This is a genomic window from Candidatus Krumholzibacteriia bacterium (genome assembly GCA_030748535.1).
GTDB lineage: Bacteria > Krumholzibacteriota > Krumholzibacteriia > JACNKJ01 > JACNKJ01 > JASMLU01.
The window spans coordinates 271,662-292,664 of the sequence record JASMLU010000001.1 but is presented as its reverse complement, the minus strand read 5'-3'; the positions used below and the strand labels follow the sequence as shown (position 1 = coordinate 292,664).

20 protein-coding genes and 2 tRNA genes are annotated in these 21,003 nt (G+C 57.9%); 15 read left to right on the top strand and 7 right to left on the bottom strand.

All coding sequences use genetic code 11. From position 1 onward, the window contains the following. Positions 1 to 8: 8 nt before the first annotated feature. The 6 genes from QGH30_01430 to QGH30_01405 all read left to right on the top strand — a co-directional run bounded on the left by QGH30_01430 (position 9) and on the right by QGH30_01405 (position 6,625). Complete coding sequence (locus tag QGH30_01430) at positions 9 to 1,157, top strand: acyl-CoA dehydrogenase family protein (protein MDP7021000.1); 1,149 nt, start codon at positions 9 to 11, stop codon at positions 1,155 to 1,157. Continuing rightward, positions 1,154 to 1,921, top strand: a complete 768-nt coding sequence (locus QGH30_01425; GenBank protein ID MDP7020999.1) for an electron transfer flavoprotein subunit beta/FixA family protein — start codon at positions 1,154 to 1,156, stop codon at positions 1,919 to 1,921. The genes QGH30_01430 and QGH30_01425 overlap by 4 nt, the downstream gene beginning before the upstream one ends. Positions 1,922 to 1,933: 12 nt before the next feature. After that, on the top strand, positions 1,934 to 2,911 hold the full coding sequence (locus tag QGH30_01420; GenBank protein MDP7020998.1) for an electron transfer flavoprotein subunit alpha/FixB family protein: 978 nt from the start codon (positions 1,934 to 1,936) through the stop codon (positions 2,909 to 2,911). A gap of 18 nt (positions 2,912 to 2,929) precedes the next feature. Next, entirely contained in the window at positions 2,930 to 3,907 is a 978-nt protein-coding gene (trpS, locus tag QGH30_01415; GenBank protein MDP7020997.1) for a tryptophan--tRNA ligase, read from the top strand. A 108-nt stretch (positions 3,908 to 4,015) separates the two neighbouring features. After that, positions 4,016 to 5,704, top strand: coding sequence for a proprotein convertase P-domain-containing protein (locus QGH30_01410; protein ID MDP7020996.1), 1,689 nt, complete (start codon positions 4,016 to 4,018; stop codon positions 5,702 to 5,704). 30 nt (positions 5,705 to 5,734) lie between these two features. Beyond that, a complete protein-coding gene (locus tag QGH30_01405) occupies positions 5,735 to 6,625 on the top strand; it encodes a hypothetical protein (GenBank protein ID MDP7020995.1) in 891 nt (296 codons plus the stop codon). On the opposite strand, the gene QGH30_01400 is transcribed toward QGH30_01405, so the two are convergent. The 5 genes from QGH30_01400 to QGH30_01380 all read right to left on the bottom strand — a co-directional run bounded on the left by QGH30_01400 (position 6,606) and on the right by QGH30_01380 (position 10,127). Continuing rightward, on the bottom strand, positions 6,606 to 7,187 hold the full coding sequence (locus QGH30_01400; GenBank protein MDP7020994.1) for a phosphatase PAP2 family protein: 582 nt from the start codon (positions 7,185 to 7,187) through the stop codon (positions 6,606 to 6,608). The genes QGH30_01405 and QGH30_01400 overlap by 20 nt on opposite strands. Positions 7,188 to 7,206: 19 nt before the next feature. Then, a tRNA-Leu gene (locus tag QGH30_01395) sits at positions 7,207 to 7,290 on the bottom strand. A 33-nt stretch (positions 7,291 to 7,323) separates the two neighbouring features. Continuing rightward, positions 7,324 to 7,764 carry a hypothetical protein gene (locus QGH30_01390; GenBank protein MDP7020993.1) on the bottom strand — a complete coding sequence of 147 codons (441 nt, stop codon included), beginning with the start codon at positions 7,762 to 7,764 and terminating at the stop codon, positions 7,324 to 7,326. A 3-nt stretch (positions 7,765 to 7,767) separates the two neighbouring features. Further along, positions 7,768 to 8,769 (bottom strand): flotillin-like protein FloA, encoded by a 1,002-nt coding sequence (gene floA, locus QGH30_01385; protein ID MDP7020992.1) that lies wholly within the window; start codon positions 8,767 to 8,769, stop codon positions 7,768 to 7,770. Then, positions 8,769 to 10,127 carry an NfeD family protein gene (locus QGH30_01380; GenBank protein ID MDP7020991.1) on the bottom strand — a complete coding sequence of 453 codons (1,359 nt, stop codon included), beginning with the start codon at positions 10,125 to 10,127 and terminating at the stop codon, positions 8,769 to 8,771. The genes floA and QGH30_01380 overlap by 1 nt, the downstream gene beginning before the upstream one ends. Positions 10,128 to 10,203: 76 nt before the next feature. Between QGH30_01380 and QGH30_01375 the strand changes: the two genes are divergently transcribed. After that, a tRNA-Ala gene (locus tag QGH30_01375) sits at positions 10,204 to 10,276 on the top strand. A gap of 54 nt (positions 10,277 to 10,330) precedes the next feature. Here the strand turns inward: QGH30_01375 and QGH30_01370 are convergent. Further along, entirely contained in the window at positions 10,331 to 11,710 is a 1,380-nt protein-coding gene (locus QGH30_01370) for a hypothetical protein (GenBank protein MDP7020990.1), read from the bottom strand. Between the two features lie 7 nt (positions 11,711 to 11,717). Then, positions 11,718 to 12,962: an outer membrane protein transport protein gene (locus QGH30_01365; protein ID MDP7020989.1), complete on the bottom strand. Its 1,245-nt coding sequence runs from the start codon at positions 12,960 to 12,962 to the stop codon at positions 11,718 to 11,720. Between the two features lie 124 nt (positions 12,963 to 13,086). Between QGH30_01365 and QGH30_01360 the strand changes: the two genes are divergently transcribed. From QGH30_01360 to QGH30_01325, 8 genes are all read left to right on the top strand, one after another. Next, on the top strand, positions 13,087 to 14,295 hold the full coding sequence (locus QGH30_01360; GenBank protein ID MDP7020988.1) for a putative sugar nucleotidyl transferase: 1,209 nt from the start codon (positions 13,087 to 13,089) through the stop codon (positions 14,293 to 14,295). Between the two features lie 423 nt (positions 14,296 to 14,718). After that, positions 14,719 to 15,018: an HU family DNA-binding protein gene (locus QGH30_01355; GenBank protein MDP7020987.1), complete on the top strand. Its 300-nt coding sequence runs from the start codon at positions 14,719 to 14,721 to the stop codon at positions 15,016 to 15,018. 277 nt (positions 15,019 to 15,295) lie between these two features. Beyond that, a complete protein-coding gene (locus QGH30_01350) occupies positions 15,296 to 16,861 on the top strand; it encodes a ribonuclease R (protein ID MDP7020986.1) in 1,566 nt (521 codons plus the stop codon). Between the two features lie 45 nt (positions 16,862 to 16,906). Beyond that, complete coding sequence (locus QGH30_01345; protein MDP7020985.1) at positions 16,907 to 17,263, top strand: PilZ domain-containing protein; 357 nt, start codon at positions 16,907 to 16,909, stop codon at positions 17,261 to 17,263. A gap of 73 nt (positions 17,264 to 17,336) precedes the next feature. After that, positions 17,337 to 18,224 (top strand): HDOD domain-containing protein, encoded by an 888-nt coding sequence (locus tag QGH30_01340; protein ID MDP7020984.1) that lies wholly within the window; start codon positions 17,337 to 17,339, stop codon positions 18,222 to 18,224. After that, complete coding sequence (locus tag QGH30_01335; GenBank protein MDP7020983.1) at positions 18,221 to 19,771, top strand: PP2C family protein-serine/threonine phosphatase; 1,551 nt, start codon at positions 18,221 to 18,223, stop codon at positions 19,769 to 19,771. Before QGH30_01340 ends, QGH30_01335 begins: the two co-directional genes overlap by 4 nt. Continuing rightward, positions 19,768 to 20,094 carry an STAS domain-containing protein gene (locus QGH30_01330; GenBank protein MDP7020982.1) on the top strand — a complete coding sequence of 109 codons (327 nt, stop codon included), beginning with the start codon at positions 19,768 to 19,770 and terminating at the stop codon, positions 20,092 to 20,094. Before QGH30_01335 ends, QGH30_01330 begins: the two co-directional genes overlap by 4 nt. A 171-nt stretch (positions 20,095 to 20,265) precedes the next feature. Then, positions 20,266 to 20,997: a flagellar hook-basal body protein gene (locus QGH30_01325; GenBank protein ID MDP7020981.1), complete on the top strand. Its 732-nt coding sequence runs from the start codon at positions 20,266 to 20,268 to the stop codon at positions 20,995 to 20,997. Positions 20,998 to 21,003: the final 6 nt, after the last annotated feature.

Genomic DNA, 21,003 nt, shown 5'->3' with positions numbered 1-21,003 from the left:
GGTGGTGCATGGACTTTCGATTGAGTGAAGAACAGAGAATCCTCCGGGACATGGTTCGCGATTTTGCCCGCAAGGAAATCGAGGAGGCTGCGTCCCGGAATGATCGGGAGAAGACCTTCCCCCGGGAGATCCTTCAAAAGGCCGCTTCCCTCGGGCTGATGGGGGTAAGCGTCCCCGCGGAATACGGAGGCGCGGGGATGGATCCGCTCTCCTATGTTCTTGCCATTGAAGAGATCGCAAAGGCCTGTGCCTCTACGGCGGTTACCCTGTCGGTACACAATTCCCTGGCCTGCGGAACCCTCCTGAAGTACGGAAGCGAGCAACTGAAACAGGAGTGGCTGCCCAGCGCGGCGCGGGGGGAGGTTCTTGGATGCTATATGCTGACGGAGCCAGAGGCAGGCAGTGACGCCGCATCCCTGAGCTGCCGGGCTGATGCCTGTGAGGGAGGGTGGACGGTCAACGGATCGAAGGCCTTCGTCACCAACGGGGGAGAGAGCGCCTTCGGAATTCTCTATGCCCGCACGGACCGGGACTCCAGAAGCCGGGGAATCAGTGCCTTCCTCGTGGACTTTTCCAGCGAAGGGCTGGTCTGCGGACCCGAGGAAAAGAAGATGGGACTGAACGCCTCTTCCACGATCATGGTCAGTTTAGAAGACGTTTTCCTCCCCGCGTCCTGCCTTCTCGGGGAAGTGAACCGGGGCTATGGAATTGCCCTGGAAATGCTCAACGGGGGAAGAATCGGAATTGGGGCACAGGCTCTCGGCCTGGCCAGTGAGGCGCTTCGCCTTGCCCTCGCTTACAGTCGCGAGCGGGAACAGTTCGGCAAGCCCATTGTCGAGAATCAGTCCATCCAGGAGCATCTGACGGAGATGAGTCTTCTGGTGCAGCAGTCCCGCTGGATGGTCTACCGGGCGGCGCAGGATTATCAGGATATCATTTTTGCCGCTGCCTCTGCAAAACTGGCGGCCAGCAAGGCGGCCGTCCGCTGTGCGGAGCTTGCCGTGCAGATCCACGGCGGCTACGGCTATACGAAGGATTACAAGGTAGAGAGGATCTTCCGGGACGCGAGAGTCACGGAGATCTACGAGGGGACAAGTGAGGTTCAGCGTCTGGTGATGATTCGCCAGATGCTGAGCGAGAAGGAAGGAGTCTCATGAAGATCGCAGTCTTGGTAAAACAGGTAGCGGATACAGCGGCTCGCATCGGCGTGCTTTCTGATGGGAGCGGCGTGGATGAGTCCGGCGCCCAGAAGGTGCTCAATCCCTATGATGAGTATGCCGTGGAACAGGCCATTCAGTTGAAGGAGGCGCAAGAGGCGGAAGTGGTGATCGTAAACATCGGTCCGGATTCAGCCGATGAGGCCGTGAAGACGGCCCTCGCAATGGGTGCCGACCGCGCCCTGATTCTTCGCGATGATGCTCTCGGTCAGGCCGATGCTTCTCTTCGTGCCGAATGCCTGGCGGCCATGCTGAGCCGGGATTCCTTTGATCTTGTTTTCTGCGGAAAGCAGTCCGTGGACAGTGACACCCATCAGGTGGGTCCCGCTGTGGCCCAGAAACTGGGCATGCCAGTGGTGAGCTTTATCGACTCTTTCCAGCTTGAAGGGGAGAAAGCCCTCGTTCAGCGCGATGCCGACGGTATTCGGGAGACTTTGGAAGTCAGCCTTCCCGCTCTCTTTACCTGCACCAAGGGTCTGAATGAGCCTCGCTACCCCAGCCTTCCGGGAATCATGCAGGCGGCAGTCAAGCCGAAGGAAGTCCTCTCGGCTGCGGACCTGGGGCTGGATCTGAAAGCGAAATCAAGGATCCACCGTGTGGACTCGCCTCCCGAGAGAGCCGAGGGCCGGATTCTCGAAGGCGAGATTCCCGCTCAGGTTCACGAACTGGTTCAACTTCTGCGCGATGAAGCGCACGCAGTATAGGGAGGGATGACGATGGCTTCCATCTGGGTATATCTGGAAAAGGGCAATGCAGGATTGAGCAAAGCTTCCCTGGAGGTTCTGGGAGAGGCTCGCAGACAGGCGGATGCCCTGTCCGCACAGGTTTCTGCCGTTATGCTGGGTGAGGGACTGACAGAGGCCGCCGATCAGGCGGGCCGTAGTGGAGCGGATCGGCTCTTTCTTTCGGACTCTGGTGACTTTGCAGACCAGAATCCGGAAGCACTTCTTCCGGCCCTGATTTCTCTTCTCGAAGGTGCAGATGCGGATTATCTGTTTCTTCCGGTAAATGTTCGCTGCCGGGAACTCTCGGCGCGACTCTCTGCACAATTCGGAAGCGGGCTTGCTGCCGATGTAACGGCGATCTCTGCGGAAGAGGGTCAATTGAAGTTCACCCGTCCGATCTATGCGGGCAAGGCACTGGAGACGGTCAGCCTTGAGGGCAAGCCGGCGATTGCTACGCTTCGCCCCAATCTCTTTTCGGCAGCGGAAGAGGATGCTTCACGAGACTGCGGTCGGGAAGATGTGCCTGCGGGTTCTGTGGCCGATCTACGCAGCCTGGTCAAGGAAGCGGTGGCGGGTGCCATGGACAAGGTTTCCCTGCAGGAGGCGACGGTGATCGTCTCCGGGGGCCGCGGGATGAAAGAGGGCGAGAACTTTTCCCTTCTTGAAGATCTGGCCACGACTCTTGGGGCGGCCGTGGGTGCCAGTCGCGCCGCCGTGGACTCCGGATGGAGGGACCATGCCGAGCAGGTCGGGCAGACCGGGAAAACCGTGAGCCCGGTTCTCTATATTGCCTGCGGCATATCGGGCGCCATTCAGCATCTGGCGGGAATGAGTTCCAGCCGCACCATCGTCGCCATCAACAAGGATCCTGAGGCACCCATCTTCAAGGTGGCCGACTACGGGATCGTGGGAGACCTCTTTGAAGTGGTTCCTCTCCTCACGGAGGAGTTTCGCAAGGTCCTGAGCTAGAGGACCGGGAAAGGCAGCATGAAGAGAGTATTCAGCGGGATCCAGCCTTCGGGCGAAGCTCATCTGGGCAACTATGCGGGCGCAATCGCCAACTGGGTTCGCCTTCAGGATAAGTATGAGTGCATCTACTGCGTGGTGGATTATCACGCGATCACCCAGCCCTACGAGGTGGGGGAACTCTCCACGCGCACTCTGGACATGGCCTGCTCCGTTCTGGCTGCCGGCGTGGATCCGGAGCGGAGTACTCTCTTCGTGCAAAGTCAGGTTCCGGAGCACACGGAACTGGCCTGGCTTTTCAACTGCGTGACGCCTCTCGGCGAACTGGAGCGGATGACCCAGTTCAAGGACAAGAGCCGCCAGAACCGCAAGAACATCACTGCGGGTTTGCTGGACTATCCGGTCTTGCAGGCAGCGGACATCCTGCTCTACAAGGCCGAAGGGGTTCCCGTGGGGGAGGACCAGGTTCAGCATCTGGAACTGACCCGCGAGATCGCCCGTCGTTTCAACTCCCGCTATGGCGATGTTTTCCCCGAACCGGCCCCGCTACTGAGCAAGGCCAAGAAGATTCTCGGTCTGGACGGACAGGCAAAGATGAGCAAGAGCGTGGGAAACACTCTGCGGATGTTGGCCGATTCCGGGGAAATCTGGGACAAGCTGCGCCCGGCCGTTACCGATACGAACCGGGTCCGTCGCGACGATCCCGGGGATCCGGAGATCTGTAACCTCTTTACCATCCACGAGACCTTCACCCCGGAAGAGAAACGAGGCGAGATTGCCGCCGGCTGTCGAGATGCCTCGATCGGCTGCTTTGACTGTAAGAAGATCCTGGCCGAACACATCGACGCCACCATGGCTCCCATCCGGGAACGCTATGCCCAATTCCGGGAGAACCCGGAACAGGTTCGACAGATCCTGCAGGCGGGTGCCGAGCACAGCCGCAAGATCGCCCGCGAGGTGATTAATGAGGCCCGGGACGCCATGGGCCTGATGCGCTGAGCCTTCTTCACGCTTGATATCAGCAGGCGTTGAGATTACGAGCCTGATGTGCTAAAATAATACAGTAGAATATCTTAGAGGAAAGACCTTAACAGGAGTCTAGCCTGAATGCGTCTTCTCTGCGCAGTCGTTTTCTGTCTTCTCCCTGCGTTTTCAACGGCGCAGGCTGCCTCGATCCTTCTTCTGGAGGATCCGGTGGATCCCGGTGCTCGCTATTGCAAGAGCGAAGCCCTGAGACAGGAAAACCTTCGAAGCGGTCAATCTGCCCTTCTTCTGGAAGCGGATCTTCTGGCTCTTGGCCATACCGTTCTTCGTGAAGAGATCCAGTCCAGTGCCCCGGAGACCTGGGCTGCCTACGATCTCCTGTTCTTCTCTGCGGGAGATCATCCCTTTCCTCTCAGCAATCCAGCTTGGCGTGCATCCTTGAGGCAGGCTGTCGTAAATGGCAGTCACCTTTTGATTGAAGGCGGAGACCTTGCCTACCACTGGCTCAGTCAGGATGCGCTTTTCAATGACTGGGTTCTGCATGCTGATTCCTGGCAGGGAGATGAAGGGGAGACCCTGCTTCCGGTCTCCTCTCATCCCGTCGCCACGATTCCCCATGTTCTTCCGGACACCCTTTCCCTTGCCTGGCAATCCTATGGCGATGCCGATCGTGTTCTGCCGGCCTGGGGTGCTGAGCCGGTTCTGGAGTGGGCCGGGAACACGGGAGAGGCGGGAGTTCTGGCCTATGATCCAGATTTTGAACCATCAGGAGGGCAGATTCTCTTTTACAGTTTTTCCTATGAGGCACTGGAGGAGACTGCGCGCGTACTTCTTCTGGAGAACAGCGTCAACTGGCTACTGACTGAAGTTCCCGGGAGCGCTTCGATTTCGGGAACCGTGACTCTGGAAGGGGAGAGCGACCACTCAGGAACCCTCTGCCGCCTTCAACCCGGAGGCCTGCTTGTCTGGACGGACAGCGAGGGCGCCTACCAGTTCACGGGACTTCATCCCAACCAGTATGAACTGGTATTTTTGCACGATGGATTCCGCAGCTTTTCCAGGGACCTGGAACTGGAGGAGGGCGAGGATTCGGAGAACCTGAATGCCTTCCTGTCGATTCTTCTCAGCGATGAGTTCTGGAACAGTCCGGAACTGCCGATTCCTGACAATGATCTCTTCGGAGTTTCCGACACGCTGACGGTTTCCCTGGGGGGGCTTTTTGAAACTCTCTCCGTCTTTGTTGACATCGAGCACAGCTGGATCGGGGACCTGATTGTCTGGTTACAGGCTCCTGATGGCACCCCGCTTCTTCTGCATAACCGCAGCGGAGGAAGCAACAATGAACTCTATGGATGGTATCCCGAAGAGCTGGATCCTGTGTCACCGATCTTCCTGCCAACGGTGACGCACACGGACGGGGAATGGAAGCTCCATGTCTCGGACCGGGCCGGCGGCGACACGGGAATCCTGCACTCCTGGTGTCTGCGGATCTACTGGCTGGATGGCACTTCCACAACCGTCAGTCCTGAAGTAGCCCGGATTCGCCTTTCTCCGAACTGGCCGAATCCCTTCAACCCCCGCACCCGTTTTTCCTTTGAAGTTCCTCCCGGGGAAACTTTTCATCTGGAAATCTTTGACACAGCGGGGCGTTTGGTCCGATCTTTCCCCAGAGAGTCCTCTCAAGCCCTCACTCATGAAATGGAATGGGACGGTCGCGACTCTGCTGGCCATTCCCTTCCGAGCGGACTCTACCTGCTTCGCCTCAGTAGCTCCGGAGTGAGCACGAGCAGGAAGATCCTGCTGGCGAAGTAGCCCTTCAGCAAGGCAGGGGAGTTCGTGGCCATGATCAAGCTTGGTTTTCTGTCACTTTTACTGATCGCCGGATCGGCCTCATCCGCAGTTCTGCAGGTACCTTCCGATTACCCGACAATTCAGTATGCCCTGAGCCTGGCAGAAGAGGGCGACCGTGTCGAAATCTCGCCAGGAACCTACACGGGGCCAATCGTCCTGAAAGGTGGCGTGGACCTTCTCGGCCTGGGAGAGAGTCCCCGGGATGTGATCCTCGACGGCATGGAATCCTACAGGATCGCACGAATTGAAAATGATCCTCTTCCGCTTCGGATTGAGAACCTCAGCTTCTTCCGGGGTTTCGATTCCGAATGGGGTGGAGGTCTTTTTGCAACAGGCGCTTCTGTCGAACTGGATCATGTCATCTTCGAGGATTGTAGTTCTGCTCTTGGCGGAGGTGCCATCTTCGTGGTGGACAGCGACCTCCGGATGGAGTTCTGCCTTTTCTCCTTCAACTACACATGGGGGACACAGGGTGTATCCGTCTACCTGCAAGGCAACGGTCCCTCCGGGCAGCCTCAGGAGTTTCTAAACTGCACCTTTGCGGGCACCAGCATCTGCTGTGGAAATGCGAGCATCGCTTTCGTGGCTTGCTCGCCCGTCGTAAGTAACTGCATCCTGGAGAGGCTCTACTGTGGAGAGGGTTCCCTGCCGGTTCTCAGTTGCAATCTGGGAGACTTCTGTGGCATCGAGGGAAGTGGAGGCCATCAACTGGGCGATCCCTTCTTCTGCGACTTCGACGCGCGGGACTACCATGTCGAATCCTATTCGCCCTGCCTTCCCGAGAACAGCGGCGGCTGCGGCCAAATCGGAGCCTACGGGCTTTGTGTGGAGTCTGCAGTCGAGAGCATCAGCTTCAGCCGCTTCAAGTCTCTCTATCGCTGATCCTGCTTTCCCATTCTGATGGCAGTTTCCCCATGAAGTAATTCAGGAGCCAGCCGAGAAACATGCCTTCCAGAAATCCTGCAATGACATCAAGGGGATAGTGGACTCCCACATGAATCCGGCTATAGGCCACCAGGAGCGGGAAGATCATGACCAGAACCCGTTTCCCCCAGGTTCTGAATCCCAGCGCAAGGAAGAAACCGGCGGCGCCCATGTTGGCGGCATGGCTGCTGGGGAAGCTGGGAGAGGGACCGCAGTCCACGAGAAGCCGCAGGGAGGCGATTTCCCGATGGCAGGGACGAAGGCGCCCGAAGAGATCCTTGAGAAAGTGACTGGTCATGCTGTCGCTAAGGGCAATGAGGGGAATCAGCCAGAGGGCACGCTTTCGCCAGTAGGGTCCCCGGGTCATGAGGAAGATCCAGACAGCGATCAGAAAGAGGCGGGCGAACAGAGTGTCATCTTCGGTGATGAGGACAAAGAAGCGATCCAGCCAGCCCGGCCAGACAAAACCGTTCAGGCGGTAAAAGAGGATCCGGTCCCAGTTGATCAGGGTCTGAATCACAAAACTCCCTTGGAAAAGGTGCCGGAGGTCGGGCTCGAACCGACATGGAGTTGCCCCCGGGGGATTTTGAGTCCCCTGCGTCTACCAATTTCACCACTCCGGCCGAGTGGACAGAATATCAATGCATTGCCTTCTGTCAAGAACCCCCCGGGGAATCCGGGCCTTGAAGTGCGCGGGGTGGTCCGAGAACCTCCCGGGCCAGAATGGCGGCCTTCAAGCCCCCGGCATTCCAGGGGCTTGATCGCCTTTTGACGGGTTTCGGGGAAAGAGAGACAGGAAGCGGCCTGGGTCTGGCCGCGGGTACTTCCTCCCGGGTGGCAGGCGCAGGGGGCGGCAGGGCTTCAGGTTCGGGTGAGGTTCCCGGGCCAGTTTTCTCACCGAGAACAAGCTCCTTCCAGGGGCGGGGGAAGGCTTCCCCTATTTCCTCCAGGAGATCCTCCAGACCCGTGTCCTGTGGAGTCGCCTCCGGAGCCTTGGGCTGCTTTGCCTCTTTCTTCTTTTTCTTCTTCCTGCTTGCCAGAATGCTGAAAAGGATCAGCAGAATCGGTCCCAGGACATCGAGATCCAATGCGAACAAGAGCTACTCCCTCTCTTCGGGCTTCTGGTCCTCGCCCGCGATGGAATCTCTCATGTGCGTATCGCTTTCGATATTCTGCATGCGGTAGTAGTCCATGATTCCCAGGTTGCCATCGCGGAAGGCCTGGGCCATGGCCTTGGGTACTTCTGCCTCTGCTTCGACCACCTTGGCCCGCATCTCGGAAACCCGAGCGACCATTTCCTGTTCCTGTGCGACGGCCATGGCGCGCCGTTCTTCTGCCTTGGCCTGGGCGATGCGTTTGTCAGCTTCCGCCTGATCGGTTTGGAGTTCTGCGCCGATGTTCTTGCCCACATCGACATCGGCGATATCGATGGACAGGATCTCGAAGGCAGTTCCCGAGTCCAGACCCTTGGCTAAAACCGTCTTGGAAATATCGTCCGGGTTTTCGAGAACGGCCTTGTGGTTCATGGCGGAACCGATGGTGGAGACAATGCCCTCTCCGACTCTTGCCAGAATCGTTTCCTCACCGGCTCCCCCGACCAGTCTTTCAATGTTCGCTCTTACGGTAACCCGGGCCGTGGCGATGAGCTGGATGCCATCCTTTGCCATGGCGGCAACCTTGGGTGTCGTGATGACCTTGGGGTTGACGCTCACCTGCACTGCTTCCAGAACATTCCGCCCGGCCAGATCAATCGCCGTGGCCCGTTTGAAGCCCAGTTCGATGTTCGCCTTGTCGGCACTGATCAGGGCGTTGACCACATGGGTGACATCGCCCCCTGCAAGGGAATGGCTTTCCATCTCGTTGATCTTCAGGGAAAGCCCTGCCTTGGTGGCAGAAATCTGCGGTCGAATAATCGCATGGGGGTTGACCTTCCGGAGCCTCATGCCCACGAGGCTGAAGAGGTTTACCCGCACTCCGCTGAAGAAGGCCGTGATCCAGAGTCCCACCGGGATAAAGTAGGTGAGCAGGACCACCAGAAAGAGAAGGACTAGGAAGACAACGATCAGGGTTGCCTGAAAGGCTGCGAGGAAGAATGCTGGCATCATGTTGAGCTGCTCTCCTTTTCTTCGGGATCGAGGTCCCGTTCCACGACGATACGGTTTGCCTGGACTTCCACGATGTGAATGGAAGTTCCCTGTTCGTAGTATTCGCCATCAGTGATGGCATCAAGTCTCTGGCCTTCGACACGAATGGTGCCCGACGGTCTAAGGTCGGTAAGGCATACGCCTTGTTGACCGAGAAGCTCGGGGTCATGCTGCTCGGCACTGAAGCCCTCTTCCGACTTCTGGGTAGTTTCCAGAACGATACTTCCCATCCATCGCGCCTCCGGAAGGTATTTCAAAAGGCCGAAAAAGAGAACCCCGGTTCCGATCATGGAAAAGAGAAGCACGGCGAGAGCGGAAGTGAAATCGTCGGAACCACCGTGAGGAGCCATTCGGCTGAGGAGCACTCCCGCAAGCAGGAGCACCGCGCCGCTGATACCGGCAATGCCGAAGCCTGGGATGACGAAGACCTCCAGAATCAGCAGGATGACTCCGGCCACGAAAAGAAAGATCTCCACATTGCCCGCCAGATGGACGAGCCAGTGGCTCCCGAAATACAGGGCCAGAGCGATGATGCCAACAAGGCCCGGCACACCGAAGCCGGGAGTGCGGATTTCAAGAAGGAGCCCCAGGCCACCAAGGGAGAGAAGGAGCCCTGCAAGAACAGGGTGGGTGAGGAAGCGCACCATCTGCTCGCTCCAGGTGGGAACCATTTCCCGGACGCGGGGATTCTCCCAGGCGAGAATCGCATAGGCTTCCTCCCTGTCCGCCACTACTGCATTGGCAATTTCCAGATCCAGAGCTTCTTCTGCCGTAAGGGTCAGCAACTTGCCGGCCTCAATCACGCCTTCAATGGAGAGGGACTCGTCCACCATGGCTTCTGCGATCTGTGGATTGCGATCCCGGCTTTCTGCGGTCGCGCGCATTTCGCTGCGCATGTAGGAAACAGTCTTCTCGCCCGTGGGTTCACTCTTCCCGGTGGGGGAAATCTGTACGGGTTCAGCGGCGCCGATGGAAGCTCCTTCGGAGAGAAGCACCTTGTCTGCGGCCAGGGTGATCAGGGCACCGGCACTGATGGCACGGCCCTCGACCCAGGCGACCGTGGGAACGGGACTGCGGAGGATTGCATCGCGGATGCGGACGGCGGCATCGATGCGACCGCCAAAGGTGTCGATGCGAAGAAGCACGGCATCGGCATCACGAGCTTCTTCAATGGCGCGTTCCACGAAGGGGGCGAGGCCCATTTCGATGGTGCCTTCGATGGGGATCTCCACAATCGTGAGGCGGTTTTCGGAGGCATCAAGCAACCCGAGAGAAGCACTGAGAAGCAGAAAGACGAGGGAGACGATCCGGCGCATGGTACCTCCTTGGAAAGGGGATTATCCGCCTTCCCATCTTGACTTACAACTGCTTTTTAGTATCCTGCCTTTTCACGGGGCCATAGCTCAGCTGGGAGAGCGCATGACTGGCAGTCATGAGGTCAGGGGTTCGATCCCCCTTGGCTCCACCGGAACGGGAAGCCTTCGCAATGAATGCGGGGGCTTTTGCGTCTGCCCTCACCCTAGGGCAAATCCTCCAGCAGGGGAACCTGCAGGTTGGAATGGAAGCGCTCGTTGATCACGCTAGTGATCTCATCAACAATGAGCGCATTGCCGAAGCGCGTCGGATGGATGCCGTCGAGACTGAAGAAGTTGCCCAAAAACTCGGCGCTCATCTCATGCCCATTGAAACTCGCGCTGCCATCGAGAACCCTCTGGAAGAGGGAGTAAAAGTCCACATGGCAGTGTCCGCGGGCTTCCGCAAGAGCGGCGATTGACTGGTTGTAGTCAATTACCCGGTCTGCAAGCTGTGTCCACTCGCTTTCCCGCAACACCAGGTTCTCGCTCAAAAGCTCCCCGTTTCTCGGGTAGAGAGAGTCGAGCATGGCCGCCGCCGATGCTTCCTCCAGAGCTTCCGTGTCCATGAAGTACTGGATCATCTCGTCCCGGGGAAGCCCCACACCGTCAAGAACATCAAAGAGAGCTTCGAGCAGAACCAGGTCTTCTTCCAGAAGAACTCCCTCTTCGCCATGAAGCGGAATCCCTCCTCCTCCCGGCAGCGTGAGTTCTTCCAGATCATGGCCGATGGCCCGCGGAGGAACCGAGCGGAAGAAGGCAAAGTCCAAAACCGAAGGGACGTTCAGCAGGAGCAAATCGCAGTCGGGAAGATGGCTTTCCAGACTGTCGAGAAGCTGCGAGTAGGAAGACTCGAATTCCGGGCCGCTCGCCAGAGGAACACCCGTGCCGAAAAGTGCCGGCGTCAACACTTCACTGATGCCCGCAGACAGGGTCAAGAAGGTGGGATTCAGGAGAACGGCCTGCTCCCAGGCGCTGAGAATCTGAGGGAACCAGCCGCACTCCTCGATTCCATTTCGCAGGATGAAATTATAATAAGGATTCAACTGTCCCTGGGCATCAAAGGGACCGCGGGTGTTCAGCAGATCCTGAACCGTGGCAAGGGGGATGGAGAGGTTCTGGTGAGGCAGGGGATCGAGGAGATCCAGAGGCCCGGGCCAGAGGTCTGTGTTCGTCTCCCATCCTTCCGGCCAGGGAAGGGGTTCCATTGTCGGGACTCCCGCGTCATCGAAGCGGATGACGAGATGCCCTTCTCCCGGCATCGGGCTGCTCCAGCCCGGACTATTGATGCGGGGTTGCCGGAATCCCTCCGTGCGCATCGAGCGCGAGAGGATGGCGGGAAAACTGTAGTACTGGGCTGACTCGTAGAGGGCACCGGAATGATAGCCCGCAGAAATGGCTGCACCAAGAGCCACATAATTCGAAAAGTCCGCAGATCCGCTGTCCAGGGGCGGGAGCTGTGACTCATAGGGCTGCAGAATCGTGCAGGCCGAAAGCAGCAGGAGGCCGAGAACAGGGAATGCGAAACGTTTGCGTTTTCCAGTCATGAATACCTCAGAACTTGTACTTCAGGCCTATGCCCCAGACATGCCCGAAGGCCCGGTAATCGCCGTTGAAACTGTCCTTGTTGTCACGAACCTTACGATCCTTGATGAAGAGCAGGAGACCGAAGTAGTCGATCACAACATCGCGCCAGGGTGTCGAAAAACCGAAGCTGAGAGAGGTCTGTTCGGAGTCGGGGAGCAGGGGGCCGCAACTGGCAGAAGGCTGGGGTGTGTCGTCAAAGAAGAAGCCGGCCCGAAGGATGACCCCCGATGGTCGGCGTTGTTCAAGCCCCGCCCGGATGGAGAGGGCGTCCTTCCAGTATTCCTCGAGAGACAGGTTGTCTTCGGGGTGATCGTCGAACTCCAGGCGGATGACATCGTAGGCAGACCAGTGTGCAAGGTTCAGGTTCACCTCCAGAAGCAGGTTTTCCCTGATCTCCGAGGCCAGACCAAAGGAATAGAGACCCGGCAGGGGGAGGACTCCCTTCGCACGACCATCTGCAGGCACGGGGAGGTTCTCCTCCGTCTCGAACTCCGTGAAGTCAGCCATGCCTTCCAGATGCAGTCGGATATCGGACTTGTAGGAGAGACCCAGTCGGAGCGTTCGTCCAAGATCGGCCTGCAGTCCCATGGTCCAGCCCGAATCCAGATACGTGCTGTTTCCCTCCAGACTCATGGTACCGGCTTCGACCGGGTCGGGCAGATACTCGATGAGATAGCGGTCCAGGCGGAAGTAGCTGCGAACCAGATTGAGTCCGATGCCAAGACGCAGTCGGGGATTGATCCGGTAGGAAAGCGTGGGGCTATAAATGAGGGTTTGCAGTTCGGTGTGATAGGCAATGTGTCGGCCCGTGAAGGTTTCGGGATTGGCCCACTGGAAGGCCAGACCGAAGGGAGTGGTGAAGCCGATTCCGAGAGCCACGTTTTTCCCCAGGCGTTTTGCGGCATAGAACTGGGGGAGGTAGGGGGCGGAGGCCAGCGGTTGCTCGGTCACGCCGTAGCCGGGCCAGGGGTCTGCGCCACGGTACTTCATGCGCCCGCGGATTGTGCAGGTGCTGAAGATGATCTCCGAACCCTCAATTTGAACGAGGCCCGCGGGATTGTAAAAGACGGAGGCTGCGTCGGAGACCGTGGCGGTTCCCACTCCTCCCATGGCTGTGCTGCGAGTGCCCATGGCCCAGATCGAGAATCCTTCTGCCAACAGGAGAGAAGGAGAAAGGAGAAGCAGAAGAGCGAGGCAAAGCTTGGTTCTCATGGATTCCTTTCGAATTGGCTTAAACTGCCAGATCGCAAGGTGCGGATTCAAGGGATATCTGCTTTCGTTCCGCTTTCTCTTGATGAAAGCTCGCTCTTCTCCTAGGATTCCAAAGAGGAGGAACATGTTCGGAAAGCGTCCTGCAATTCTGGTTCACGAGCTTCCATCGACTCCCTGGCTGGGGCCGCCCGTAGCGACTCGCCCTGTCTGGGATCTTCAACTGGGTCCTTTCCGGATTCGGGATCTCTTTGAGTCGGCCTTTCCCTCTCATTCGGTCTTTTTCCATGAGAGCCGTCTCCGTTCCGCTTCCCTGCCTGCAGAACTGCTCGAGTTCCAGAAGGTACTCCTTATCCCGGCTCAGCAGCTTCCTCTCCAGAAGAGATTTGTGCAGGAAGCTCTTTCCTTGGAACCGGGAGACTGTCTGGAGGAAGAGGGGCGGGTTCTTGCTCGCATGGCATCCGCTTCGGAGATTCCTGATCTTCTGGAGATCGTGGCTTCTCATGAGGAGTTCCCTGCTCTTGCCGGGCCTCTGCTCTGGACCTCCGGGGGCCCCTGGCTTCGCTTCTGGTGGGAGCTACGGGAACTGGCCGCCCACCTTCTTGAAAATCACTGTGAAGAAACTCTGCGCAGATTGAGTTCGCCGACCCGGCTTCTTTCTCTCACCAGCGATGATGTCTACCGCGCAAGCGATGTTTGCGTGGCCGATAGCGCAGTGATCGACACGAGCTCTGGCCCGGTGATTCTCGATCAGGGCGTGGAGATCGGCGCTCTCTCGTATGTGGCCGGTCCCTGCTATCTGGGCCCCGGTACCCGGGTTCGTCCTTCCAGCCGTCTCCTCCACGGAGTCATCGCAGGACCGCAGTGTCGCCTGGGGGGAGAACTGGAAGAGAGTCTCTTTCAGGGTTACGCGAACAAGCAGCACGATGGATTTCTGGGCAATGCCTGGGTCGGCGAGTGGGTGAACCTCGGCGCAGGCACCACGAACAGCGACCTGAAGAACAACTATTCCAGTGTGCGAGTGCAAATGGCAGAAGGCGAAATCGATAGTTCCCGGATGTTCCTGGGAGCCTGTCTGGGCGATCATGTAAGAACGGGCATTCTCTCAAGGCTGAACACGGGAACCGTCTTTGAGCCCTTCGTGAACTGGTTCGGCGCGACCTTCCCGCCGAAGTACCTACCCGCCTTCTCCTGGGGTGATGACCGGGAGCTTCAGGAGTATCGCATCGACAAGGCTCTGGAAACGGCAGCCATTGCCATGAGCCGGCGCGACTGCGACCTGAACGAGGAACTGGAAGAACTTTACCGGGGGATCCATCTCCGCCGCTCCGGGTGAATATTTCCCCTTCCGGGAAAAAGCGTTCCCTGTTTTTGAAACATGGCTCCTGAAGCACACCTGACACCTATTATGTAACAATCTCATTTGCAGGTAGTTACAAGCGCAAGGCAAGGCTCTTTCTACGCGCCTTGCCAGTGGCACTGCTCTTGATAGTCCCTCCCCGCATTTGACCCTGCACTGTTTGTAGGAGATCAAGCCGGGGGCCCATTCCCACACTGCGTGCTGCGCTTTCCCGAGTTTGACGCTACTCCAGCGGCGGGGTCTTTTTCTATGCCCCTCAGTCCCGTCTCCTCGAGACTTCTCCAAGTTTTCTGTTTTCAAGGCTTTGACAAAAGCACGGCGACTTGATATCTTTGACCCTCGCTCGGTTGTTCTGGAACTGTCCCCTTGGGGACTTTCTGATTTACCCATGGGGGAGACATGACCAAAGCCGATCTTGTCGAGGCGATTTCCGATAGAGTGAGCCTGAGCAAGAAAGACACGGGGATCGTTGTCAATCTCGTATTGGACAGCATCAGCGATGCGCTTTCCCAGGGAGACAAGGTTGAGTTGCGTGGTTTCGGCAGTTTTCGCGTGAAAGAGCGTCGGGGACGCAAGGCCCGCAACCCTCGTACAGGAACAACGGTGATGGTACCGGCGAAACTGATTCCCTTCTTCAAGGCCTCCAACGACCTGAAGAAGCTGGTGAATCCTGACGGAGCTGCTACCGAAGACGAGTAGCAGAGCCCGGATTTCGAATCATATAGAAGGAAAGGTGTCACTCAATGCCCAATGGCAGAAAACGCAAGCGCAAGAAGATATCGACTCACAAGCGCAAGAAGCGTCTTCGCAAGAATCGTCACAAGAAGAAGTAGATCTGAACTCCGCACTTGAGTGGCGCGAGGCCATTGAGGATCTTCTGAACTCGCATCCGGCCGGGCTCCTGCCCGGTCGGATTTCTACATCCCTCCATATCCCGGTTCACGAGCGACGCAAGTTCCGACAGCTTCTGCGACAGATGCTCGAATCCGGTGAGCTGCGAAAGAGTCGCGGGAGGTTCTTTCTCCCTTCCGGCGCCGGTAGCAAAAAGGGCAAACGAAAGAAGCGAAGCCTTCGGGAGGATCGGGAACTCGGCATGAGAATGCTCTGCGAGGAGCATGGGCTGCAAAGGGAGTTCCCGGAGGATCTCCTGAAGGATGCAGAGTCCATTGCAAATCGAGAGATCCTCCTTGAGGGGACGCGCGAAGACCTGTCCCATCTTCCCATCATTGCAATTGATCCTCATGATGCCCGGGATCATGACGATGCGATCAGTCTGGAGACCCTGAAGGACGGCACTCGCAGGCTGGGCATTCACATTGCCGATGTCTCCGAATACCTGCCCCCGAACAGCCGCCTGGATCAGGAGGCAAAAAGGCGGGGCAACTCCACCTACTTCCCCTTTGAAACCATTCCCATGCTTCCCGCTTCCCTTTCCGGGGACACCTGTTCCCTGAAGAGTGGATCCGCAAAATACGCTCTCACTCTCTTCCTGGACTTTGACTCCCGGGGGCGGCAATCCGGAAGCCGTCTTCTGGAGTCGCTTCTTTCCATCCATCGGGATTACAGCTACGAAGAGGCGGAGGAGCTTCTGGAAGGGAACAGCCCCGATTCAGCCTTGCTTCGCTCCATGCAAGAACTGTCCAGCCAACTGTCAGAACAGCGCGAGAAAGAGGGGGCCTTGCGATTCGAGATGCCGGAAACCCGGGTGAAGGAGGAAGGGGGGAAGATTCTCGGTTTTGAGAAGAAGCCTCTTCTCCAGACTCACAGACTCGTAGAAGAGTTCATGCTTGCGGCCAATCGTGAGGTCGCGCGAATCATGCAAAGGGAGAAGCTCCCCGGTCTCTACCGCATTCATAAGCGGCCCGACGATGAGGATGTGAAGGAACTGCGCCATGCGCTCTCCCTGGCCGGGATTGCCTGGAACCCGACACTCCCGCCCCGGCCTGCGGAGTATCGTGACCTTGCGAAAAGAATCCAGGAGAGGGAAGACCGGGTTCCGCTGTTTTTCAGGCTTCTGCGATCTCTTCAAAAGGCAAAGTACTCCTCCTCTGCTTCCCTGCACTTTGGCCTCGCCTGGACGGACTATCTTCACTTCACCAGTCCCATCCGGCGCTATGCCGATCTACAGGTTCACCGGAGCCTGAAGAGCTGGTTGCGCGGTCAAACGAACAGGAAGCAGGGAGAGTTGAAGTCCCTCGCAGAGCATCTGTCGGAGACCGAGATTCTATCCCTGCAGGCAGAACGCGACAGCATGCGGCTTGAGATGGTTCTCTGGGCGAGGCAGCACTTGGGTGATGTCCATGAGGCGACAGTACTCGGTGTTCGGGAGGGAGGGCTGATTGTCCAATTGCCCCAAAGTGGTGCCGAGGGATTCCTGCCCGCCTCCCAACTTGGCGGCGAGTGGTTTCACTTTGAGGAGGATCGGGAGCTTCTCCGAGGTGAGTTCTCAGGGAAGGTCTTCGCAGCCGGCGATTCCCTTCGGCTGCAGATCGTGGCAGCCAGTCTGAAAACCCGCAGGGTTCACTTTTTCCTTGTGGAATAGGGAGAGAGGGGGCAATTTCCTCCCAGAAGAAAGGGAGAAGACCCCATGGAAGAACGCAGACGGGCAAGACGCCTCGACATCAGTCTGAAACTGGAAATCCGGCTTGAGCCCGGATCCACCAGCGACTTGGGCAGAACCCTGAACCTGTCCAGTTCCGGGGTCTATTTCGACTCTCCCTACCACATGGAAGAGGGGACCAAGCTCCCTCTCACCCTTCATCTTCCGGAGGAGGACGAGCAGAGCAATCCCTGGGTCCTGCGCCAGGACGGGATTGTCGTCCGCTGCGAGCCGGAGGAGGAGGATCCCGCCGTTTCGTCCTACCGGATTGCCTGCTTCTTCTACAGCATTGAGGAAGAGGAGCGGGATCGTCTGGAAGACTACATCTCCTCCCGCACGGCCTAGGCAAACCCCTTTAGTTCCACTCCTTCCTGCCGATAAGAGACCTGAGACTCTCTCGAGGGAAAGGAGCCGCCGTATGCCCCCCCGGCATTCCATCATTGGAATTGTGGAGCGCAAGTCTTTGCAGAAAAAGACGCTTGCCCGCATGGAAAGCCTGCCGAGCCTGGGCTCCGTGGTGAAGGAGTTTCTTGCGGTCGCCCGCAGGGAGTACTTCACGGCCTCCGATTTCGAGAAAGTGATTCGCAAGGACCAGGCGCTGGTCGCCCGTCTTCTGAAGGTCGCCAATAGCAGCTTCTTTGCCGGGGGACGGAGCATCTCCACCATCCACGACGCGGTCGTCCTGATCGGCATGGACAATATGAAGAACATGGTCTATGCGGTCAGTAGCAGTGGGCTTCTGCGACGGGAGATGGACTGCTATGACTATCCGGGCAGGGGCTTCTGGACCCATGCCATGGCCGTGGCCATCACTTCCCGCAAACTCGCTGAAGCAATGAAACAGCCTCCCCTGCTCGGCGAGGAAGCCTTTGTGGCCGGTCTTTTGCACGACATCGGGAAACTCGTACTCGATGAACTCTTCGATCCGATTCCCGGGCGGAGACCGATCTGCCGGGAAGAGGAAGAAGAGGTCTCCGGCTTTGAGCATCCGGAACTGGCGCGTCATGTTCTTCAGCGCTGGAAATTGCCGGAGCACATCATTCAGGCCGTTCGCTATCACCATGATCCCTGGAACCGGGGCAAGAGCCATCCCGCGGCGGTTCTCGTACATCTCTCGGACCAGCTTTGCAATCAGTGGGGCCTTGGGCGGAGAAATCTGGAGGATCTCGGGCGGGAAGTGGATGTTCAGGATTACCGCAAGGAAATGAGAAGTCTGGGTTTCGAAAGAGAAAGTTTCCTTCGCCTGCTCTGGCAACTGCGCCAGGATCTGCAGGATCTGGATCACCTCTATGCGGGGGGACTGTGAAGACCGGTAAGCGCAACCGACCGGAGAGACTTCTGGAGCGGCTCTACGGAGCCCGTGACCGGGATGCTTTCTATCCCGAACTGGCCCGGCTTCTGCGGGAAGAGTTCGGGGCGGAGAGTTGCTCCATCTTCCTGAACGAAAGTGATGGAGGGAGCCGGCAGGAGTGGGACAGCACTCTTCCGGGCGAGAAGAGTCAAAGCCATGCCCTTCGCTACGAAGGCGAAGAGATCGGCCAACTCCTGGTATCGCCACCGCTCTTTCGCGTGGACTCTCACTTTCCTGGCTTCCTTCGTCATGTTTCGCGGGTCCTCTTCCAGTTTGTCTCCCAGTCAGAACAGGAAAGACTGGTCGAAGACAGCCTCCGTCAGGTGGAAGCACTCAACGCTCTTGGGCAGCTTCTCCATGAGCTCGACAGCGAGAGAATTCTGAACCGTGTTCTCAAGTTCTGCATGGACCTGACCGGCGCGGAAGTGGGAGCGGCGCGTCTCTACGAAAAGGACAAGGTAGTTCACAAGGTCTTCTGGGGGCTTCCCGAGGAAGTTCTGGATGAACTGGATCAGGATGAGAGGGAGCCGCTTCGTGGTAGCCGCCTCCGACAGTTCTCATCTACCGGTAACAGTGCCTGGTTTCCTGACACACTCATGGAAGTCAACCTTCCTCTACGGCTTCCTCATCGTGCGGAGCTTCTTCTGGTATCCGGGCCGGACTTTCAGGAAGACCCCCAGAGCCGGGAACTGATTGAGTCCTGCGCCCTGTTCGGGAGTCAGGCTTTGCAAAAGGCCCTGGAGCACCAGGAGCAGATCTTGCGAAACCGGGAACTGGAACAGTTGGAAGTTGCGCGGCAGATCCAGAAAAGACTGATCCCCGAAATCCTTCCTGAAGTGGAAGGCCTGGATATGGCGGGCTACAGCCAGTCAGCAGAGTCCGTGGGCGGGGACTACTACGATGTCATCACCCTGGACAATGGAGACACCCTGGCCTTCCTCGCAGATGTTTCCGGGAAGGGCGTTCCTGCGGCACTTCGCATGAGCGGTCTCCGCGCACTCTTGAGAAGCCAGGCTCGATCCTGCCACTCCCCGGGCGAACTCCTGGGCCGACTGAACCGCTTCCTCTGTGAAGACCGGATGAAGGGGAGTTTCGTGACGGCCACCTGTCTGATTTTCCGCTGCGGAGGGCGAGAAGTTCTGGCCGCATCGGCGGGACACGAACCCGTTCTTTTCCTGAGACAGGGAAAGAAACTCCAGGATCTCGGAGACTATGGAGGACTTCCGCTCGGAATACGGGAGAGGGAAGAATATCGCGATCAGCCTTTCCGATTCGAAGCCGGAGACTGGCTGCTACTCTATTCGGACGGGGCTACGGACATGAAGAGTGAGGACTCGGATCGTTACGGTTCCGCTCGCCTGGAAGGGTATTTTCAGAAACACCGGGGGACAGAGGCAGCAGACTTGCTAGGAAGCCTGCTGGACGATCTGAATGCCTTTCGTGGGCGGATCGCTCCTGTGGACGACCTGACACTTTTGATTTTCCAGGGAATAGAGCAATGAAGATCACGAAAAGCCAGCAGGGAGGATCGACTCTCCTGCAGATCCAGGGCGAGATTGAAGTCTTTACCCTTCCCGAGCTTCGCGAATCTGCCGAAGACTGCCTCGGGGGTGCGGAAGAAATCATCTTCCATCTCGGGGAACTGGAGTACATCGACAGTGCCGGTCTCGGATATCTGGTCGATCTGAATGAACGCTTCCGGGCTCGCGGCCAACGCCTGCTTCTCGTGGAATTGACGGAGCATGTGAGCAAGATCCTGCGGATCACGCACCTGGACAGAATCCTCGAAATCCAGTCCAGCCTGGAGTACAGTCACCCCGCTTGATGCAGGATTTTCCGCCTGAAGGCGCAGGAAACTGTCCAAGCTCCTATGGCATCGCTTTAGCAATAAGCCGCAAAGTGTTGCATTTTCAGCAAATTACAAAACTTTAGCCTTTTTTTGCTCGTGGCATGAAGATTGATGTCCCTTTTCGATTCTATCGAATGGGGAGAAGCGATGATCAAGGCCCTCGACAGTAGCCGCCAGGCCATGCAGATGCAGTGGCGACGGCACGAGGTCATCTCCAATAACCTGGCCAATGTGAACACTCCCGGCTTCAAGCGGGAGATGGCTCGCGTTTCTGCCCACCTCAAGGATGGGGTGCAGGCTCCGGGTCAGGAACTGTTCCTGCCGCAGAGGGAGATCCTCGTGGAGGGAGTTCCCTCGAAGCAGGGAGGGCCCCTTTTGCCCACCGGCAATCCTCTGGACATCGCTCTTACGGGAGAAGGCTTCTTTCAGGTGGAAACGGATCAGGGGCTTCGCCTGACCCGGGACGGTTCCTTCCGTCTCGATGAGCAGGGAGTGCTGGTTCATTCCTCCGGTGGCCGGGTGCTGGTGGACGGCTCGCCGATTCATGTCGGTGAGAATCCCAGCATCCTTCCCGATGGCAGTGTTCTCGATGGAGAAATCTTGCTCGGCCGTCTTTCCATCCTGCTTCCGGAGGAAGGGGCAAGGCTGGAAAGGCAGGGGGACAACCTTCTTCGCCTCGAAGGCGGTAGTCGGGAAGCGGAAGAGAGCGACTACCTTCTCGCTCCCGGTTTTCTCGAAGGCTCCAATGTCCAGTCAGTTCGGGAGATGGTGGACATGATCCGTGCTTATCGGGCCTACGAAATGGCGCAGAGAGGTGCCCTTGCGGCAGATGAAACCCTGAGAATTGCGACACAGCGTGTTGGAAGTCTCAGACCTTAAGGAGAA

Coding starts and splice junctions, on each gene's coding strand:
- QGH30_01410 (MDP7020996.1), top strand. CDS start 4,016: ATGCGTCTTCTCTGCGCAGTCGTTTTCTGTCTTCTCCCTGCGTTTTCA.
- QGH30_01425 (MDP7020999.1), top strand. CDS start 1,154: ATGAAGATCGCAGTCTTGGTAAAACAGGTAGCGGATACAGCGGCTCGC.
- QGH30_01380 (MDP7020991.1), bottom strand. CDS start 10,127: ATGCGCCGGATCGTCTCCCTCGTCTTTCTGCTTCTCAGTGCTTCTCTC.
- QGH30_01420 (MDP7020998.1), top strand. CDS start 1,934: ATGGCTTCCATCTGGGTATATCTGGAAAAGGGCAATGCAGGATTGAGC.
- QGH30_01365 (MDP7020989.1), bottom strand. CDS start 12,962: ATGAGAACCAAGCTTTGCCTCGCTCTTCTGCTTCTCCTTTCTCCTTCT.
- QGH30_01350 (MDP7020986.1), top strand. CDS start 15,296: ATGCTCGAATCCGGTGAGCTGCGAAAGAGTCGCGGGAGGTTCTTTCTC.
- QGH30_01430 (MDP7021000.1), top strand. CDS start 9: ATGGACTTTCGATTGAGTGAAGAACAGAGAATCCTCCGGGACATGGTT.
- QGH30_01355 (MDP7020987.1), top strand. CDS start 14,719: ATGACCAAAGCCGATCTTGTCGAGGCGATTTCCGATAGAGTGAGCCTG.
- QGH30_01405 (MDP7020995.1), top strand. CDS start 5,735: ATGATCAAGCTTGGTTTTCTGTCACTTTTACTGATCGCCGGATCGGCC.
- floA (MDP7020992.1), bottom strand. CDS start 8,769: ATGCCAGCATTCTTCCTCGCAGCCTTTCAGGCAACCCTGATCGTTGTC.
- QGH30_01345 (MDP7020985.1), top strand. CDS start 16,907: ATGGAAGAACGCAGACGGGCAAGACGCCTCGACATCAGTCTGAAACTG.
- trpS (MDP7020997.1), top strand. CDS start 2,930: ATGAAGAGAGTATTCAGCGGGATCCAGCCTTCGGGCGAAGCTCATCTG.
- QGH30_01340 (MDP7020984.1), top strand. CDS start 17,337: ATGCCCCCCCGGCATTCCATCATTGGAATTGTGGAGCGCAAGTCTTTG.
- QGH30_01325 (MDP7020981.1), top strand. CDS start 20,266: ATGATCAAGGCCCTCGACAGTAGCCGCCAGGCCATGCAGATGCAGTGG.
- QGH30_01330 (MDP7020982.1), top strand. CDS start 19,768: ATGAAGATCACGAAAAGCCAGCAGGGAGGATCGACTCTCCTGCAGATC.
- QGH30_01360 (MDP7020988.1), top strand. CDS start 13,087: ATGTTCGGAAAGCGTCCTGCAATTCTGGTTCACGAGCTTCCATCGACT.
- QGH30_01370 (MDP7020990.1), bottom strand. CDS start 11,710: ATGACTGGAAAACGCAAACGTTTCGCATTCCCTGTTCTCGGCCTCCTG.